This is a genomic window from Acinetobacter sp. YH12231 (assembly GCF_013417755.1).
GTDB lineage: Bacteria > Pseudomonadota > Gammaproteobacteria > Pseudomonadales > Moraxellaceae > Acinetobacter > Acinetobacter amyesii.
Window position 1 is genome coordinate 1 of the sequence record NZ_VPDJ01000022.1, and the last position, 16370, is coordinate 16370.

15 protein-coding genes and 3 pseudogenes are annotated in these 16370 nt (G+C 41.6%); 11 read left to right on the forward strand and 7 right to left on the reverse strand.

Going from position 1 to position 16370, the window contains the following annotated elements:
• From FTV11_RS13420 to FTV11_RS13435, 4 genes and pseudogenes are all read left to right on the forward strand, one after another.
• Nucleotides 1-90 (forward strand): annotated as a pseudogene (locus tag FTV11_RS13420) (IS5/IS1182 family transposase); the annotation flags it as partial.
• A 37-nt stretch (nucleotides 91-127) separates the two neighbouring features.
• Nucleotides 128-412 (forward strand): annotated as a pseudogene (locus FTV11_RS13425) (DUF4424 family protein); the annotation flags it as partial.
• 152 nt (nucleotides 413-564) lie between these two features.
• The gene (locus FTV11_RS13430; protein WP_180074146.1) at nucleotides 565-1194 is read left to right on the forward strand and encodes a hypothetical protein; all 630 of its coding nucleotides are present in this window, start codon (nucleotides 565-567) and stop codon (nucleotides 1192-1194) included.
• Between the two features lie 160 nt (nucleotides 1195-1354).
• Nucleotides 1355-1879 (forward strand): cysteine peptidase family C39 domain-containing protein, encoded by a 525-nt coding sequence (locus FTV11_RS13435; protein WP_180074147.1) that lies wholly within the window; start codon nucleotides 1355-1357, stop codon nucleotides 1877-1879.
• Nucleotides 1880-1943: 64 nt separating this feature from the next.
• Here the strand turns inward: FTV11_RS13435 and FTV11_RS13440 are convergent, their stop codons facing one another.
• The 6 genes from FTV11_RS13440 to radA form a co-directional block, all read right to left on the reverse strand.
• Complete coding sequence (locus FTV11_RS13440) at nucleotides 1944-2456, reverse strand: tetratricopeptide repeat protein (RefSeq protein ID WP_180074148.1); 513 nt, start codon at nucleotides 2454-2456, stop codon at nucleotides 1944-1946.
• Between the two features lie 102 nt (nucleotides 2457-2558).
• Nucleotides 2559-2897, reverse strand: a complete 339-nt coding sequence (locus tag FTV11_RS13445) for a DUF3325 domain-containing protein (protein ID WP_180074149.1) — start codon at nucleotides 2895-2897, stop codon at nucleotides 2559-2561.
• Nucleotides 2894-4645, reverse strand: a complete 1752-nt coding sequence (locus FTV11_RS13450; protein WP_180074150.1) for a PepSY domain-containing protein — start codon at nucleotides 4643-4645, stop codon at nucleotides 2894-2896. Before FTV11_RS13450 ends, FTV11_RS13445 begins: the two co-directional genes overlap by 4 nt.
• A 1-nt stretch (nucleotide 4646) precedes the next feature.
• Nucleotides 4647-4994 carry a hypothetical protein gene (locus FTV11_RS13455; RefSeq protein ID WP_180074151.1) on the reverse strand — a complete coding sequence of 116 codons (348 nt, stop codon included), beginning with the start codon at nucleotides 4992-4994 and terminating at the stop codon, nucleotides 4647-4649.
• A 202-nt stretch (nucleotides 4995-5196) separates the two neighbouring features.
• A complete protein-coding gene (locus FTV11_RS13460) occupies nucleotides 5197-6168 on the reverse strand; it encodes a Tim44 domain-containing protein (RefSeq protein WP_180074152.1) in 972 nt (323 codons plus the stop codon).
• A 123-nt stretch (nucleotides 6169-6291) separates the two neighbouring features.
• The gene (gene radA / locus FTV11_RS13465) at nucleotides 6292-7680 is read right to left on the reverse strand and encodes a DNA repair protein RadA (RefSeq protein WP_180026689.1); all 1389 of its coding nucleotides are present in this window, start codon (nucleotides 7678-7680) and stop codon (nucleotides 6292-6294) included.
• Nucleotides 7681-7865: 185 nt separating this feature from the next.
• Here radA and FTV11_RS13470 point away from each other — a divergent pair.
• Nucleotides 7866-8222: pseudogene (locus FTV11_RS13470) on the forward strand (hypothetical protein); the annotation flags it as partial.
• A gap of 246 nt (nucleotides 8223-8468) precedes the next feature.
• Here FTV11_RS13470 and FTV11_RS13475 read toward each other — a convergent pair.
• On the reverse strand, nucleotides 8469-9824 hold the full coding sequence (locus FTV11_RS13475; RefSeq protein ID WP_180074153.1) for a sodium:alanine symporter family protein: 1356 nt from the start codon (nucleotides 9822-9824) through the stop codon (nucleotides 8469-8471).
• 333 nt (nucleotides 9825-10157) lie between these two features.
• Here FTV11_RS13475 and FTV11_RS13480 point away from each other — a divergent pair, with 333 nt between their 5' ends.
• From FTV11_RS13480 to FTV11_RS13505, 6 genes are all read left to right on the forward strand, one after another.
• Nucleotides 10158-11561 carry an amino acid permease gene (locus tag FTV11_RS13480; protein ID WP_078192075.1) on the forward strand — a complete coding sequence of 468 codons (1404 nt, stop codon included), beginning with the start codon at nucleotides 10158-10160 and terminating at the stop codon, nucleotides 11559-11561.
• A gap of 344 nt (nucleotides 11562-11905) precedes the next feature.
• The gene (locus FTV11_RS13485; RefSeq protein WP_373685428.1) at nucleotides 11906-12115 is read left to right on the forward strand and encodes a lipoprotein; all 210 of its coding nucleotides are present in this window, start codon (nucleotides 11906-11908) and stop codon (nucleotides 12113-12115) included.
• Nucleotides 12116-12139: 24 nt separating this feature from the next.
• The gene (gene lysA / locus FTV11_RS13490; protein ID WP_180074154.1) at nucleotides 12140-13384 is read left to right on the forward strand and encodes a diaminopimelate decarboxylase; all 1245 of its coding nucleotides are present in this window, start codon (nucleotides 12140-12142) and stop codon (nucleotides 13382-13384) included.
• 13 nt (nucleotides 13385-13397) lie between these two features.
• Nucleotides 13398-14243: a diaminopimelate epimerase gene (gene dapF / locus FTV11_RS13495; protein ID WP_111883917.1), complete on the forward strand. Its 846-nt coding sequence runs from the start codon at nucleotides 13398-13400 to the stop codon at nucleotides 14241-14243.
• 84 nt (nucleotides 14244-14327) lie between these two features.
• Nucleotides 14328-15161 (forward strand): enhanced serine sensitivity protein SseB C-terminal domain-containing protein, encoded by an 834-nt coding sequence (locus tag FTV11_RS13500; protein ID WP_180074155.1) that lies wholly within the window; start codon nucleotides 14328-14330, stop codon nucleotides 15159-15161.
• Nucleotides 15162-15232: 71 nt separating this feature from the next.
• On the forward strand, nucleotides 15233-16156 hold the full coding sequence (locus FTV11_RS13505; RefSeq protein ID WP_180074156.1) for a tyrosine recombinase XerC: 924 nt from the start codon (nucleotides 15233-15235) through the stop codon (nucleotides 16154-16156).
• Nucleotides 16157-16370: the final 214 nt, after the last annotated feature.

The window sequence follows — 16370 nt, forward strand, 5'->3', positions numbered from 1 at the left end:
AGAGGAATTGCCACAAGATACGATAAGCTAAAACGTAACTATCAAAGCGCTGTTGCTTTAGCTTGTATATTTATATGGTTGCCTCTTTAGCTCAATTTATCGGCTGTAAATGTCAACACACCCTAATCAAAGTTATTGTATGGATCAAAACTTTAAGGCAGGACTCAGAAAGGCCAAATCACAGCATGCACCATTTCAAGCACTGGGCTATATCTTAAAAACTGGCGCCAATTGGGCAAAGCCTATTCAAGATTTTAAACTGACTATCGAGCGTGATGCAGGAGAGCTGGTTTCTTTTTGCTGGGCAGGTAAAGTGAAGAAAATCAGCGCTACGCAGTTTCAAATGGTTGAAAAGAATTTTGTACCGAAACAAGATTTGGACATTATTTTTGTGAGTAAACGTCCGTCATAAGACACAATCCAGCAAGAGATATAACCAAAGTAATGAGCCTAGAAAAATTTAAATCATATGCTGCATATTTCTTGGGAATGTGTGCCTGTTTATATGGTTGTTATACTTTTTTCTATGAAAATGACAAATGGCATTTGTTGCTGTTTTCAATAATGTTGTACGGCTTGCTGTATGCAGTATTTAGATTTATCAGCAAAAAATCATGGGGCTGGTTGTGTCATGGCCTCAGTTTTATTGTTTTGTATAGCACTGTTTTAGCCATATTTTTTAGTTCAAGTTTTTTACAAATTAAAGAATTTCAACTGACTCATCCCAACTGGATTTTGGCAGATCAGGTTCAGATTAATCAAGTTGAAATTGATGATTATAGGCACAGGCGTTCACTGCAATATGCGTATACGCGAGCGCAATACCAATACATGCTGAATGAGCAAATAAGTACAGGTGTTGCAGATAAACTTGACCCGCAATATATGCTTTGGTTTCTTGAAACGTCGCAGGATTTAAAAGTCAGAGCAGCACTCAAAACTGAGCATGCAATACATCAGCAGCAGTATTCAGTGTATGTAAATACTCAAAATCCGAATCAATCACGATTTTTTCTTAACCAAGACTATTTTGAACTTCGTAATTCAGGGTTTGCATGGCTGGTTTACGGCCTTCAAATGCTGTCCTTGGTTTTAGTTCTTATCGTTGTCATTTTGCTGTGGGATGCCTTTTCTGATTCGAAAGAATCTAAGACCGCTAAAAAAAGTAAGACTAAGCCTAAGGCAAAGGTGTAAAAAGCTAAACCTGATATGGAGTAAACATCTTCGTCCTAAAAAACTTCTGCACTAGGGATAAATTTTTTTTGATGCGGCATAACTATGTTTATAAAAATTGCCGTACAAATCGCGCTGATTTGTTTATTATCACTGCAGATTTAAGTTGTGAGTTCTTATTATGTCTTTGGAAATGCCTGAAGAATTAGCCAATCTTGAAGCCAATGGCGGCATTTTTGCAGTATGGATGCTGTTGCAGCATTTAGGCATTGATGCGGATGTTCAACAGTTGGTCGAAGTCTGCGGCTATGAGGCAGAGCATGGCACAACCACCATTGGTTTAGCTGTAGGGCTGAGAAAGTTTGGCTTTCAAGTCAAGTTTTACACAGAGCATGATCCTGAGCTGCAGGACAGTGAAAAACGCAGTTATGCAGAAGCAGACCAATTGGAACTGTCTATATTGCCTGCAATTGGCTATGCACAAATTCAGCAGGCTTTTGAACAAAATCAGTTTGTGATTGTGTATTACGATACTCTAGAGGGCGTGGGGAACCATTCTTTGGTATATGACATTGACGAAACTGAAATTAGTTTCTTTGACAGTTTTGATGTCATGCCAGCAGACGTATTTGAACAGCAGCGTGGGGCAGAGGGCATTTGCCGACAAGTGATTACTGTAGATGTAAATGACTATGTGGCGAGCTGAGCCATTTTGTTAAAAGCAAAAAGCCCATCATGAGATGGGCTTTATTTTTTAGAAAAAAATTGGATTACTGCTCAGCCACATCGGCTTTTTCATTCCAAAAATCTGCTTTTTTTTCATCAGCGTCGATGCCTAAGCCATTGGCATAAATAAAGGCTAAGTCACGCATGGCCTGAACTTCACCTAATTTTGCAGATTGTTCAACTAGTTCAATGGATTTAGCGACATCTTTTTCCACCACATCGCCGCGACGGTAAAAATTGGCCAATTCTAAAATTGCAGCAGGATGGTCATGTTTTGACGCTTGTTCTAACCAGCGGTGCGCATGCTCAAAATAGGTTTTAGATTCTTCAGGATCTTCTTCGAGCATGTCTTTGGCATAGACTGCATAGCCTTCACCCAGCCAATACATGGCTTCTACATGACCTAATTGAGCTGCTTTGAGTGCCCATTCTTCAGCAAGTTCAACATGCTCATCATTTTCACTTTGCATATAAATTTCAGCCAGTTCAAATTGAGCATCTTTATTGCCTGCCATGGCACGGTTATATAAAGCAGGAGAGATCGAAAGTTCAGACATGTGTAATCCAAAAGAGCAGAATAGGCATAGCCTAATCGGTTGGCATGAAAAAAGCCAATCCGAAGATTGGCTTTCAATGTTTAGAGATGGTTGTCTAATGAATTAAAATTTAAGAAACACTGCTGACAATACAAATACGACAACCAATGCACCAATAATTTTCCAAAAGTATTCAGCGATATAACTAATACATAGCCCGACAAATAAAGCCGCAATAGTCAGAGCGCCAAACCAATAACTGATGTTATTGCTCGGCGTTCCAAGAGAGAGGCAAATTATCAAGGCAATAATCAATAGCGCCCAGCCGACTAGCGTGGCTATCCGTGTTTGGCCCACACTTAGTTCTTTGCTGTAGAACTGCTTTTGATGTTTAGACATGCTGCTTGCCAAGGCAAAAAAACCTAAGCTACTCAGTGCCCAAATCAGGAGAAAGAACATCATGCTTCAACCTCCTTTGTGCCACGCGCTTTTTTAACAGGCAGCCCTTTATGTTTTTTCACTTTGTAAAATGAGTAGGCAAACAAGATAGCCAAAAGCCACATTGCAAGATCAAAGGATGCAATCATCCATTGACCATTTGCCATGGTATTCCAAAGCGGTTGACCACCAGTCATGAAGTTTACAATCGGCAGTAAGGCAAAAATTGCTGTGGCAAAAGCTAAAAGTTCTAGCCACGCTTGACGGTGCGTACGGAAAATCGCATAAACGAGCGTCAGTAGCCAAACAATAAAGAAACTACGAATTTCTAATTCCGAACGGTTTTCAAGCTGTGCTGGAATAAAACGGTTGGCATAGAAAAATGCTGCACAGGCAATCGGCAAACCAATAATCGCTGCAATATTGGTCACTTCAACCGTGCGGTAGCCAAATGATTTAAAGCCTTGTTTCTGCTGTTGAGGCGCACGTTTTACACACCACAGAATGAGACCTGTAGCGACCATTAGGGTGCCTACAATCCCTGAAATAAACAGCAGCCAACGTAGTGCTAAATCTACACCGCGTGCTTCATGTAGCGTAGTGACTACATTATAAATACCCATCGGTACAGAAGGGTGCTTTAACTTGGCACTTTCATCAGTTAGGTCTTTGCCAGTTACGCCATCAAATTGTTTGCTTGCATAGACATTTCGATACGCGACACTTTCACCATGTAAGGCACGTAGCTCAATTTTAGCTTGGTCTGTATTTGGTGCAATGATGCTAACGGTACTAATCGGATTGGTTTTCCATTCAGTCTGAACCGCAGTCACGATTGGCGCTAAGTTGGTCAACGGCGCAGCAACGACAGGTTGCTCTTCACGTTTAGAGCGACGATCTCCTCGACCTTCACCACGGCCCTCAGCACGATTTTCGCCTTGGTTTTGCGCAGAATTGGCACGGGCTTGCTGTGGGCGTTCGCCACGTTCTTCGCGTCCTTGGGCAGATTCACGTCCTTCAGGTTTATTTTCTTGAACTAGGGCACGATTTTGTTCTTGTAAAAATTGTCCCCGGTTTTCATAAATACGCTCAATCCCCCAAGGCATGATCGTAAATAACAGCAGCAACAGGCCACTAAAGGTGATCATGATGTGGAAGGGAAGCGCAAATACTGCGGTTGCATTATGTGCATCTAGCCAAGAACGTTGTCCTTTACCTGAACGGAAGGTAAAGAAATCTTTAAAGATTTTTTTATGAGTAATCACACCACTAATGATGGCAACTAACATCAACAGTGTCGCTATACCGACAAACCATCGCGTCCACATACGTGGCATACCATAAAGTTCGAAATGGAAACGATAGAGAAAATTACCACCACGTGTATCGCGCGGCTCAAGCACTTCACCTGTAGCACTATCAATGTAGATTTGTTTACCACCACGGCGTGCGCGAGGGTCTTCACCTTGTTCACGAACGGTAATTAATGTGGCATTTTGACGCGTATTCGGCAGCAAAATATTCCAAGCACCTGCATTCGGATGATTTTGTTGTAAATAATTCAGTGCAACTTGAGTTTGTTGGACTTGTGAACTGGCTGGAACAGATTGATGCAGCTCAGGTGTCATCCAAACATTGATTTCATTTTTAAAGAAGCTTAGGGTCCCGGTCAGGAAAATTGCATACAGCAACCAACCTAAGATTAGGCTGGCCCATGTATGCAGCCAAGACATGGACTGGCGAGGTCCCTCTACTTTTGCATCAACACGCATTTTAGCTTCCCATCATCATGTAAATGGCATAGAAACACACCGCAGGGATCACAATACCTAAAGTTGCTTTGAGGGTTTTATTCACCATAAAGACCCAAATAAATGCACAGCTCCACAGGATAAATGCAATTAAAGTTGCACTCATGACTGCACTTCCACGGTCTTCGCTAAATACATCTGCGATTACGATGGCAGATAGCATCGCGACAACATATCCGCCCACTAAAGCGAGGGCAAAGCGATAGAAAATCATCAAGCGATAGGTCAATAGAGAGGGGGTGTCTTTACGCGTTTTAGGCAGCGCAGATGTGAGGGGTGTCACGAGTGCCTCAGGTGGTGAGCTATTCATAAAATACTTAAGCGCTTGGAAATTGTATTAAAGTTAATCTAAATGATAACAATTATTATTAATAATTAGAATAATGTATTCACAAAATTATTGATTTTTCAGCATGCTGAGTAGAAATGGATTTAAAAAGAGGGGAATTAAAGGCGAAAAAATAGCGACCGGAGTCGCTATTTTAGAATGCAAGAATACTTAATTGTCTACATTATTGCTCTTGTTGAATGCCTGCAACTAACCAGTCTTGATCAGAACCCGCAGGTTTAACAAAATGCCATACTTCAGCAAATGGCTGTGGCAGGCTATTTAAGTCTTCACTTACAGTACCTGTAAAACGAACACTTACAACGTATTGACCATTTTCGTTAGCAGAATCGACCACCATAGCATTTAAGTTAGAAAACTCAGCAACGTCTTCATCTTTATTCGCCATAATGTCGTTATACATCGACTGGTAAAGATCAGGCGTTAAGTAACGCTGAATTTCAGAAATGTTGCTTGCAGTATTCATCGATTGAATGTGGTTAAAACGCTGACGTGCAACACGTAAAAATGTTGCTGGCTCTGTACCATCAGGCAATTGATTGCCGCTGTTGGTATAGGCAGCACCAAAAGGCGCATTTGAAGCTGCTGAATTACCGCCTACAGAATTACCAAAAATATTCGTATTGTCATTACCTGCACGAGGTGCGGCATTTTGCTGGCCAAACGGTGCATTGTTTGCACCGCTGTTTGGCGCATACGGATTGTTAGCGGCTAGTTTTTTTTTTGCGCCCATCTTACGGAAAATGAAGAAGGCAACAGCAGCGGCAAGTAAAATCCAGATCCAGCCTGGAATACCACCTTTCTCTTCCTGTTGTTGAGCTTGCGCTTCAGAAGCTGCTTGACCGTTATTGTCATCGGCCATCGCATTTGCAGCGACTGCACCAATTGCAGCACCAGCCACACCAGCTGCAACCATTCCGCCCACATTCGAGCCAGATTTTGCTGGAGCGCCAGCAGTTGCAGGCTGTTGAACAGGAGCAGATTGACGAGGTTGCTGATAAGACTGAGTTGGAGCAGCTTGACGGCTCATACCATGGCTTTTACCACCACCGGCACGTTTCGCTTCTGCAATCGGCGCTACCAAAAGGGCTGCTGTTAAAAGAGCAGTCATCAAACCACGCTGTCGAACTTCCATCAAATTTTCCTATATCTATATAAATTTAAAATAGCCATCTAGTTATGCCGCCATTTGTACTGAATTTCAATAGAACATCGGTAAAAAATTGAAAATTCATTCAAAATAAACGATTCAACGTGACTAAGACTCATCGGTAAGTGTAATTGCCTGACTCAACGCCTCATGTAAACGTGCGACAGAAATAATTTCTACACCTGAAATCGGTTTTTGCGGTGCATTCCCACGCGGTAAAATAATGGTTTTAAACCCATGCTTAATGGCTTCTTTGAGTCGTTCTTGTCCATTGGGTACAGGGCGGATTTCGCCTGAAAGGCCGACTTCACCAAATACTGCCAAATGCTGTGGCAGGGCTTTAGCTCTTAAGCTAGAGGCGCAGGCTAAAAGTACCGCAAGGTCAGAACCGGTTTCAGTGATTTTTAAACCACCCACGACATTGACATAGACATCTTGTCCTGCAGTTTGTACGCCACCATGACGGTGCATAACGGCTAAAAGCATGTTTAAACGGTTTTGTTCTAAACCTAAGGCCACGCGTCGAGGTTGTCCGTGCGCATCATCTACCAAAGCCTGAACTTCAACCAAAAGTGGACGTGTACCTTCACGGCTAATCATGACAATGGAACCCGGAATGGCTTCATCATAACGACTCAGGAAAATAGCGGATGGGTTTGATACCTCGCGCAGACCTTTATCAGTCATGCCAAATACACCAAGCTCGTTGACCGCACCAAAACGGTTTTTCACCGCCCGAATCATACGGAAGCGCGAGTCAGACTGACCTTCAAAATACAAAACACAATCGACCATGTGCTCAAGCACACGAGGGCCTGCCAAAGAGCCTTCTTTTGTTACGTGACCGACAATAAACAATGCTGTGCCACTATTTTTGGCAAAGCGGGTCAGGAGTGCAGCCGATTCACGAATTTGGGAAACACCGCCCGGCGCAGACTGGAGTGTTTCGGTGTATAAGGTTTGGATCGAATCTAAAATGGCCACGGCAGGGCGTTCATGTGCCAATACTTCGCAAATACGCTCGACACAGGTTTCTGCCATGACTTTGAGTTGATCGGTCGGCAAATCTAGGCGTTGGGCACGTAGCGCCACCTGAGACAAAGATTCCTCACCTGTGACATATAAGGCAGAACTTTTACTCGCCGCCATATAGGTTGCGGTTTGTAGCAAAATAGTGGATTTACCAATGCCGGGGTCACCACCAATCAGCACAACTGAACCTGTGACCAGTCCACCGCCAAGCACACGGTCAAATTCACCAATACCTGTTGCCATTCGGGTTTCATGCGAAACAGAAACTTGATTTAAGGTGGTCACAGCAGCGGCTTGACCTGCATAGCCACCGCCCATTTTAGGCTGTGCACGGTGTGTAACGGCGGGTGCAATACTGACTTCGACTAATGAATTCCATTCACCACATTCGGTACATTGACCGGCCCATTTGGGATGATCAGCACCACATTGTTCACATCGATAGACACTTTTTGCTTTCGCCATAATATTTACTGTGCACAAACTCAAATTGAGTCACAGCATAGCGGTGAATACATCGAAAAACCAAGTTTTTATCGCATGAAATGACTGTTGAAGGTCAATTGATGTCGTTTTATTTTCAAGAGCTGCACTTTTACATAGTAAGCACTTTATAATAGCGCATAATATTTTTTGAAATGGGTCACCACATGACTGAACTATTACGACATATCGATGCCATCGCACGTGAAAAAAATCGTGATGTGTTATTTGTGCATTTTGAAGAATATGATCATCAACATCCTGAAAAAAATACGGTGCGTAATGATGTTATGCACTGGTTTGACCTGCAAAATATAGACTATTTCCCTTGTATGGGGCTAGAAGGTGAGTCTTTGATCGATAGCTATACAGGTGATTTATACCTCGACGTGCCTTTCGATGAAAGCAGTCCTGCATATAAAACCCTCAGTGAATACCTTGAAGATGAGCAAGGGAATATGAAAATTCAGGGGGTATTGTTCTTTTCTTTATCCTTGGAAATTGCCCTAGAAATCGAAGCCGATTTGATGGAAGCCAGTGCTGTAGATTCTGAATATGCTGAAAATGAGTTTGGTGACCAATTTGGTGAAGGCTTTATTGAAGATGCTGAAGCAGATCCAAAAGATGAAGCAGCCAATGAAAGCAACACGAAAAACGATAAATTTGATGATGGTCAAATTGGTACGATTCAATAAGTAAATATCGATTATCAGTCCGAATAAAAAAGCCACGTGAATTCACGTGGCTTTTTGTTTAGTAGCGTGAAAGGATTAGTACAGTTCACCTGATTTACGACGTGCAATAAAGTCCTTCGATTCTTTGGCAATAACACCAGAAAGTAACAACAGCGCAATTAAGTTTGGTACAGCCATCAAACCGTTAAAGGTATCGGCAAATAACCACACAAGATCAAGAGTCGCCACACAGCCTACAAAGACTGAAGCGATGTAAATCAAACGGTAAATCAAGACAAACTTTTCACCAAGTAAGTAAGTACAGCATTTTTCACCATAGTAACTCCAACCTAAAATGGTTGAGTATGCAAAGAAAATAATCCCGAAGGTGACGATCAAGCCGCCAAAACCCGGTAATAATTTATCAAATACGCTGATAGTTAAAACTGCACCAGTTTGGTCGCCAAAACTGTTGCCTGCCATAATAAAGCCCATGACCAAAACAATCCCGGTGATAGAACACACGATAATCGTATCGATAAATGTACCTGTCATTGAAACTAAACCTTGACGTGTAGGGTGATCCGTTTTTGCAGCAGCCGCGGCAATAGGTGCAGAACCCATACCTGCTTCGTTAGAGAAAACACCACGGGCAACACCATAACGAATAGCCGCACCAATCGCACCACCTGCCGCAGCTTCGCCCGTAAATGCATAGCTAAAGATCATTTTTAGTGCAGGGATCACCAATTCAAGGTTGGTGAAAATAATGATTAAGCCACCCAATACATAACCTACCGCCATAATTGGAACAATAAATGAAGAGGCTTTAGAAATGGATTTGATGCCGCCGAGAATTACTAAAGCAGACAGAATAGTAATAACAATACCTGTAATCCACGTTTCAAGTCCGAGACTATTTTCAACAGCGAGGGCAACCGTATTGGACTGTACTGAACTGCCAATGCCGAAAGAGGCTAAAGTACCAAAGAGGGCAAAAATGACAGCGAGCCATTTCCACTTCAGTCCACGTTCAATGTAGTACATTGGACCGCCGCTCATTTCGCCATTTTCATTTTTTACGCGATATTTGACTGCGAGTACGCCTTCACCATATTTGGTTGCCATACCAAAGAGGGCTGTCATCCACATCCAAAATACTGCACCGGGGCCACCAAGGACGCAGGCTGTTGCAACGCCTGCGATATTACCTGTACCGATGGTTGCAGATAAAGCAGTCATAAGTGAGGCAAAATGTGAAATATCGCCTTCATGTGATTTGGCATGTTCATGCCTTCCAAACACTTGTTTAAATGCTAAAGGCAACATGCGGAATTGCCAGAATAGTAAACGGAAGGTGAGGAATACACCTGTTCCGACAATGAGGACCAACATGTATGGGCCCCAGACCCAACCGCTGAGTGTATTCATGAGTGTGTGTAGATCTTGCATAGTATCTTTCTTCTTATCGGCCCTGAGTGAGTGAATGCTACATTTTTGATATCTGTAGCAATTGATATGCCATTGTTAGAAACTTCCATGATTTTTGGCATAAATTTTTATCGTTGGTAAAATATTTTTTGCATAAAATTTAAGTTATTACAAGTAAATTGTTGTTTTATTAGTCGCTTTAAAATGTGAACTGGCGCTAAGATTTTTATATATAAGAAAAATAAATTAACTTTGTCACTCAATCCGAAAATATAGATGATGAGAAATAATTTTGTATTTTCTGAAATTTTTACGTTAATTTGTCGCAATTGGAACGCGAAGTTGAATTAAATAATGTCAAATGAAATTCATGGATCGCACGCTGATAGCGGCGATTTGAAACGAAGCTTGTCCAACCGACACCTGCAATTGATTGCGATTGGTGGTGCGATTGGTACAGGTTTATTTATGGGGTCAGGAAAGACCATCAGTTTAGCTGGTCCGTCCATCCTTATTATCTATATGATTATTGGTTTTATGGTTTTCCTCGTCATGCGTGCATTAGGCGAGTTATTACTATCAAATCTTGAATATAAATCTTTTATCGATTTTGCAACCGACTTAATTGGCCCGTGGGCAGGCTATTTTGTGGGTTGGACCTATTGGCTGTGCTGGATCACTATAGGGATTGCTGATTTATCGGCCATCATTTATTACCTGCAATTCTTTAATGGAGGTAACCCGTTCTCGCCCGAAGAAGGGGTGATGATCAGTGTTGCCGCCATTGTATTTATCATGGGGTTAAACCTTGTTACGGTTAAACTTTTTGGTGAATTAGAGTTCTGGTTTGCACTGATTAAGATTATTGCAATCGTGGTGCTTATTGGTGTCGGTCTTTGGATGATCTTTACCGGTTTTACCTCATCGACAGGTGAAATCGCATCATTCACACATTTATGGTCACATGGTGGTCTATTCCCAACAGGAGTAACTGGCTTCTTGGCAGGTTTCCAGATCGCCATTTTTGCCTTTGTCGGCGTAGAACTCGTGGGTACTACGGCAGCAGAAACCAAAGATCCAGAACACAACTTGCCTAAAGCTGTGAACTCGATTCCGATTCGTATCATTATTTTCTATGTGCTGGCACTTGTGATTGTGATGTCCGTTACGCCATGGAATGCCATTGACCCAAGCATTTCACCATTCGTGAACTTGTTTAGCCAAGCCGGTATTGCTGCTGCTGCGATTATTATGAACTTGGTTGTGTTGTCATCAGTTATGTCATCGATGAATAGTGGTGTGTTCTCGACTTCACGTATGTTGTTTGGTTTATCTCGTGAAGAGCAAGGTCCAAAAGCGTTTGGCCGTCTAAACTCACGTGCAGTTCCGGCAAATGCGTTGTATTTCTCGGCAGTTTGTTTACTGTTGGGTGCGGCATTACAGTATTTCGTACCGAACACGGTTGAAGCCTTCACTTTAGCAACTACACTGTCGACGATTTTATTTATCTGCGTATGGCTCATGATTATCTGGAGTTATATCGTTTACTATAAAACTCGTCCTGAGTTGCATGCGAAATCAACCTTTAAACTACCGGGTGGTTTATATACCTGTTGGCTCGTGATTATCTTCTTCATCGGCATGATTTATGTCTTGTCGCTAGAAGCAGATACCATGAAAGCGCTCATGGTGAGCCCGATTTGGTTCATCATATTGATTATTGGCTATTTCGGTTTTTATAAGAAAAAGCACCATTAATTTACATTTTTAATCTGATGTAAAAACATAAAAAGCTGCTCCTGAGGGGGCAGCTTTTTTATTTGGATATGGACTTATTTTAAGTTAAAACAGACTGTTTATTAGCGTTTCGATTTGTATTAAACAGCATTCAAATTGATATGCTATTTCAGTGAAATCAATAGCCTGATCGAGCTAGAAATAAAGACAAATAAGGATTGAAAACAGCACCATCAAATTTTGCTTAAATTTAGTGCAGAATGGCAAAAAGCTCACTTGGAATTACAGGGCTTTTCTTTTATCCGCGGGTTGATCACGTTATACTCGGAAAAATCTTTTCATTAGGTACGTTTATGTATCGTTTTATGAATTATAAAATTATTGTATTAGCAAGTGCTGTGCTGCTGACAGCTTGTGGTCAGTCTGGTGCATTGCATTTACCTTCAGATGCAAATGCAGATAAGCGTGCAAAATATCTGATTTATCTAGATACGCCTGCACAGCAAAAGCAGGAAAAACAAGCGGCTCCTGTTGCAACTGAATCGGAATCATCAAATTCTAACCCTACACCTTAATGCTTTTATAGAAAGGATACTTTCATGAGTTTCACCCGTACGAATGGGGTATTGCATGCAGAGCAATGTTCTTTACAACAGCTTGCACAGCAATATGGCACACCGCTTTATGTTTATTCAAAAGCTACTTTTGAAAAGCATTATTCAGATATGGATCGTGCATTTAGCTTTATCGACCATCAAATTTGTTTTGCGGTAAAGTCAAACTCTAATCTTGCGGTGTTAAACGTACTTGCCAAGCAGGGTGCTGGTTTTGATATCGTGACGGGTGGTGAACTCGCACGTGTATTAAAAGCCGGTGGTGAAGCTTCTAAAATTGTATTCTCTGGTTTGGGTAAAACTGAAGCCGATATCCAAAAAGCGTTGGACGTGGGTATTGCATGTTTTAACGTTGAATCACATGCAGAGCTAGATCGAATCCAAAAAGTTGCTGCGGCAATGGGTAAGAAAGCACCGATTTCATTGCGTGTAAATCCAGATGTGGATGCTAAAACGCATCCTTATATCTCTACGGGTTTAAAAGAAAATAAATTCGGTATTCCTTCAGACAGCGTTTTTGACACCTATGCGTATGCGGCGACATTGCCAAATCTTGAGATTATCGGGATTGATTGCCATATCGGTTCACAGTTGACTGAAACTCAGCCTTTTGTTGATGCACTTGATCGTGTCATTGTGATGATCAATCAATTGAAAGAGATGGGGATTCACCTAAAACACATCGATATCGGTGGTGGTTTAGGTGTGACTTACAAAGACGAAGTTCCACCAACTGTTGAAGAATATGCTCAGGCAATGCGTCCGGCTTTAGAAAAATTAGGCCTTAAGGTGTATATGGAACCGGGGCGTAGTATTTCTGCAAATGCAGGTGTGTTGTTAACTAAAGTTGATTTACTCAAACCAACCAATCATCGTAATTTTGCCATTATTGATGCTGCTATGAACGACTTAATCCGACCTGCTTTATATGAAGCATGGATGGATATTCAGGAAGTAACGCCTCGTACTGATACAGAAAAGAAAGACTGGGATGTTGTTGGCGCGATTTGCGAAACTGGCGATTTCTTAGGAAAGCAACGTCAGTTGGCGATTCAAGAAAATGACGTGCTTGCAGTATTGGGCGCAGGTGCTTATGGTTTTGTCATGAGTTCAAACTACAACAGCCGCGGACGTGCTGCTGAAGTAATGGTTGACGGTGATCAGTCTCATTTGATTCGTGAGCGTGAAACCATCGAATCATTATGGGAACGTGAACGTTTATTGCCTTAAGGAGAAATTCGAGATGTTATTAGAATTTACCAAAATGCATGGCCTTGGCAATGACTTTATGGTGGTCGATCTAATTAGCCAACGGGCTTATTTAGATACAGTGACGATTCAGCGTTTGGCTGACCGTCATTTTGGTATTGGTTTTGATCAGCTTTTGATTGTAGAGCCACCTGATTTGCCTAATGTCGATTTTAAATATCGTATTTTTAATGCAGATGGTTCGGAAGTTGAACAATGCGGTAATGGCGTACGTTGTTTTGCGCGCTTTGTGCATGAACGTAAGTTGACCAGCAAAACCAAAATCAAAGTACAAACCAAGTCAGGTATCGTAGAGCCTGAATTAGGTGCAAATGGTTGGGTGCGCGTCAATATGGGTTATCCACGCTTTTTGCCGCATGAAATTCCATTTATTGCGGAAGAGCCTGAAAACTTATACGACATTGCATTGGCGAATAATGAACAACTCACCATTGATGTGGTGAGTATGGGTAATCCGCATGCAGTGACGATCGTTCCTGATGTTATTACCGCAGACGTTGCTAAAATTGGTCCACAAGTCGAATCGCATGAGCGTTTTCCACAGCGTGTAAATGCAGGTTTTATGCAAATTGTGGACGAGAAACATGCACGCTTACGTGTATTTGAACGTGGTGTCGGTGAAACTATGGCCTGTGGTACAGGTGCTTGTGCAGCGGCAGTATCAGGTATGCGTCGTGGTTTATTAGCCAATTCGGTCGAAATAGAGTTGGCAGGTGGTAAGCTGCAAATTGAGTGGCAAGAAGGTGGTGTGGTTTGGATGACTGGACCAACTGCAACAGTTTACGAAGGACGCTTAGATTTAAGTTACTTCCAAGGTTAAAATTAAAGCCCTGATTCATTCAGGGCTTTTTTCATAAAATAAAAAGTGAATAAAAATTTATAATTCAATTGGATTGGAATCAACATGGAACAAATAAACGAAGAAATAAAAGAAGAAATCTTAGAACAACTTTTTCATAAAGCCTTACATGAACCCGCGTATCGACCCGAATTTTTAGCTCAGTTATTGGCAGCCAATGTGTATTGTGTGGGAACAACAGGGGGACGTGATTCACGTATTGCCGAAGATTTGATCTTGGATGAAGGCGACCGTATTCAATTGAAATCATGGGAAGATGAAACATATGATTGCGTCATTCCATTTTTTACGTCCTTGGAAAAAATGCGTTTAGCAATATCTGAAGAGGAGTCGTATATCCGGCTACCAACCAAGGCATTATTTGAAATGACTTTAGGAGCAAGGCTTGTATTGAATCCACAATCACCTGATGCGACGAAGGACTTTGTACCAGAAGAAATTCAACATTTGCTGAACGGGCAGTATATTCAGCCCTCAGAAAACTATGAAGTTACGGAAGATACGGAAGTTTTAATTGGTCAGCCGGCGGAATATCCGCAGTTTATGATTGATCAATTAAGCATTTTTTTCGGCACAGAGCGTGTGGTAAAAGCTGCTTATTTAGCGCAAATGCTGAATCAAGCTCGAGATGATTCACCGACTTTGTTGATCGGATTAGATTTAGAAGCAGGATTATCTGAACAACAAATTCAAGAATTGCACAGTAAAATTGGTCGTATCACACAGGATAGTTTAAAAGAGCAATGCCCAGTGGATTTAATCCATGTCAATACGCACAGTGTGGATGGTGTAGAAGGGTATTTGCTTAATGAAACGCAAGCTTTTTACCAACGTGTTGATGGTAAGCCTAAGGGGTTCTTTGCTAGACTCTTTTCATAAAATAGATATGTAAAATCGCTTTAGTGAACGTACTGCAACGCTAAAGCACATGTTGAAATGGGAGAAGACAGATGACGATGGATCAGACTCAACTACTGACTATGTGGTTGAAGGAACGTGAAATTCAAAATCAGTCTAAACATACATTGCAAGCGTATGAGCGTGATGTCAGTGATTTTCTCCAATTTTGTACAATACGCAACTTGCCACTGCATGATGTCGAAAAGTCAGATCTGCGTGAATTTGTCGCTTATAAAGTGGAACAGTTTCAGCTCAGTCCAAGTAGTTTGCAGCGCATGTTATCTTCGATACGCCAATTTATGAAATGGGCAGAACAAGGAGATTATCTCAATTTTAATCCTGCAGATGATTTTCAGCTCAAACGCCAATCACGTCCTTTACCTGGATTGGTCGATATTGAAACCATTAAACAAATCATGGAACAGCCTGAGCCAGAAAGTGAAATTCAACGGCAGCTTTGGATACGTGATAAAGCGATTTTGGAGCTGCTATATTCAAGTGGTTTACGTTTGGCTGAAGTGCAGGGCTTAACCATTCGAGATATTGATTTTAATCGCCAACTGTTACGTATTACGGGTAAAGGGAATAAAACCCGCATTGTACCTTTTGGTTCTAAAGCCAAAGAGGCTGTGATGCATTGGTTGCAATTATATCCTGCATGGCATGGTGATTTTGTCCCAGAAGCCCAAGTTTTTATCACTCAAAAAGGTAATCCACTGGGGGTAAGACAAATTGAAAATCGGGTTAAATTTCAAGCTCAACGTGCAGGTGTAAATGTCGATTTACATCCGCACTTATTGCGTCATTGCTTCGCCAGTCATATGTTGTCCAATAGTGGTGACTTGCGTGCTGTACAAGAAATGTTGGGGCATAGTAATTTAACCACCACGCAAATTTATACCCATGTGGATTTTGATCGATTGGCACAAGTTTATGATCAAGCCCATCCACGGGCGCAGCATAAAGATTCGTAACAATTGCAAATACGACTTTGGCTCGTGGTGGTCTAAATATTGCTTAAATTTATAGGCTAGATTTCACATTTTGCATCCTAAAGTGGTCTGCTTCATGAAAGTTAAATAAGGATGTGAAAAAATATTGGTAAAATTGACCGACATTTTGAACTATTGTCGCATTATAAAAATTCAAATTATCGGGTATAAAAATTGTCCATTATTGAATTGACGT

What these genes read in the sequence shown, in the direction of transcription:
- FTV11_RS13430 (WP_180074146.1), top strand. Translation starts at nt 565, where the DNA reads ATGTTGTACGGCTTGCTGTATGCAGTATTTAGATTTATCAGCAAAAAA.
- FTV11_RS13435 (WP_180074147.1), top strand. Translation starts at nt 1,355, where the DNA reads ATGTCTTTGGAAATGCCTGAAGAATTAGCCAATCTTGAAGCCAATGGC.
- FTV11_RS13440 (WP_180074148.1), bottom strand. Translation starts at nt 2,456, where the DNA reads ATGTCTGAACTTTCGATCTCTCCTGCTTTATATAACCGTGCCATGGCA.
- FTV11_RS13445 (WP_180074149.1), bottom strand. Translation starts at nt 2,897, where the DNA reads ATGATGTTCTTTCTCCTGATTTGGGCACTGAGTAGCTTAGGTTTTTTT.
- FTV11_RS13450 (WP_180074150.1), bottom strand. Translation starts at nt 4,645, where the DNA reads ATGCGTGTTGATGCAAAAGTAGAGGGACCTCGCCAGTCCATGTCTTGG.
- FTV11_RS13455 (WP_180074151.1), bottom strand. Translation starts at nt 4,994, where the DNA reads ATGAATAGCTCACCACCTGAGGCACTCGTGACACCCCTCACATCTGCG.
- FTV11_RS13460 (WP_180074152.1), bottom strand. Translation starts at nt 6,168, where the DNA reads ATGGAAGTTCGACAGCGTGGTTTGATGACTGCTCTTTTAACAGCAGCC.
- radA (WP_180026689.1), bottom strand. Translation starts at nt 7,680, where the DNA reads ATGGCGAAAGCAAAAAGTGTCTATCGATGTGAACAATGTGGTGCTGAT.
- FTV11_RS13475 (WP_180074153.1), bottom strand. Translation starts at nt 9,824, where the DNA reads ATGCAAGATCTACACACACTCATGAATACACTCAGCGGTTGGGTCTGG.
- FTV11_RS13480 (WP_078192075.1), top strand. Translation starts at nt 10,158, where the DNA reads ATGTCAAATGAAATTCATGGATCGCACGCTGATAGCGGCGATTTGAAA.
- FTV11_RS13485 (WP_373685428.1), top strand. Translation starts at nt 11,906, where the DNA reads ATGAATTATAAAATTATTGTATTAGCAAGTGCTGTGCTGCTGACAGCT.
- lysA (WP_180074154.1), top strand. Translation starts at nt 12,140, where the DNA reads ATGAGTTTCACCCGTACGAATGGGGTATTGCATGCAGAGCAATGTTCT.
- dapF (WP_111883917.1), top strand. Translation starts at nt 13,398, where the DNA reads ATGTTATTAGAATTTACCAAAATGCATGGCCTTGGCAATGACTTTATG.
- FTV11_RS13500 (WP_180074155.1), top strand. Translation starts at nt 14,328, where the DNA reads ATGGAACAAATAAACGAAGAAATAAAAGAAGAAATCTTAGAACAACTT.
- FTV11_RS13505 (WP_180074156.1), top strand. Translation starts at nt 15,233, where the DNA reads ATGACGATGGATCAGACTCAACTACTGACTATGTGGTTGAAGGAACGT.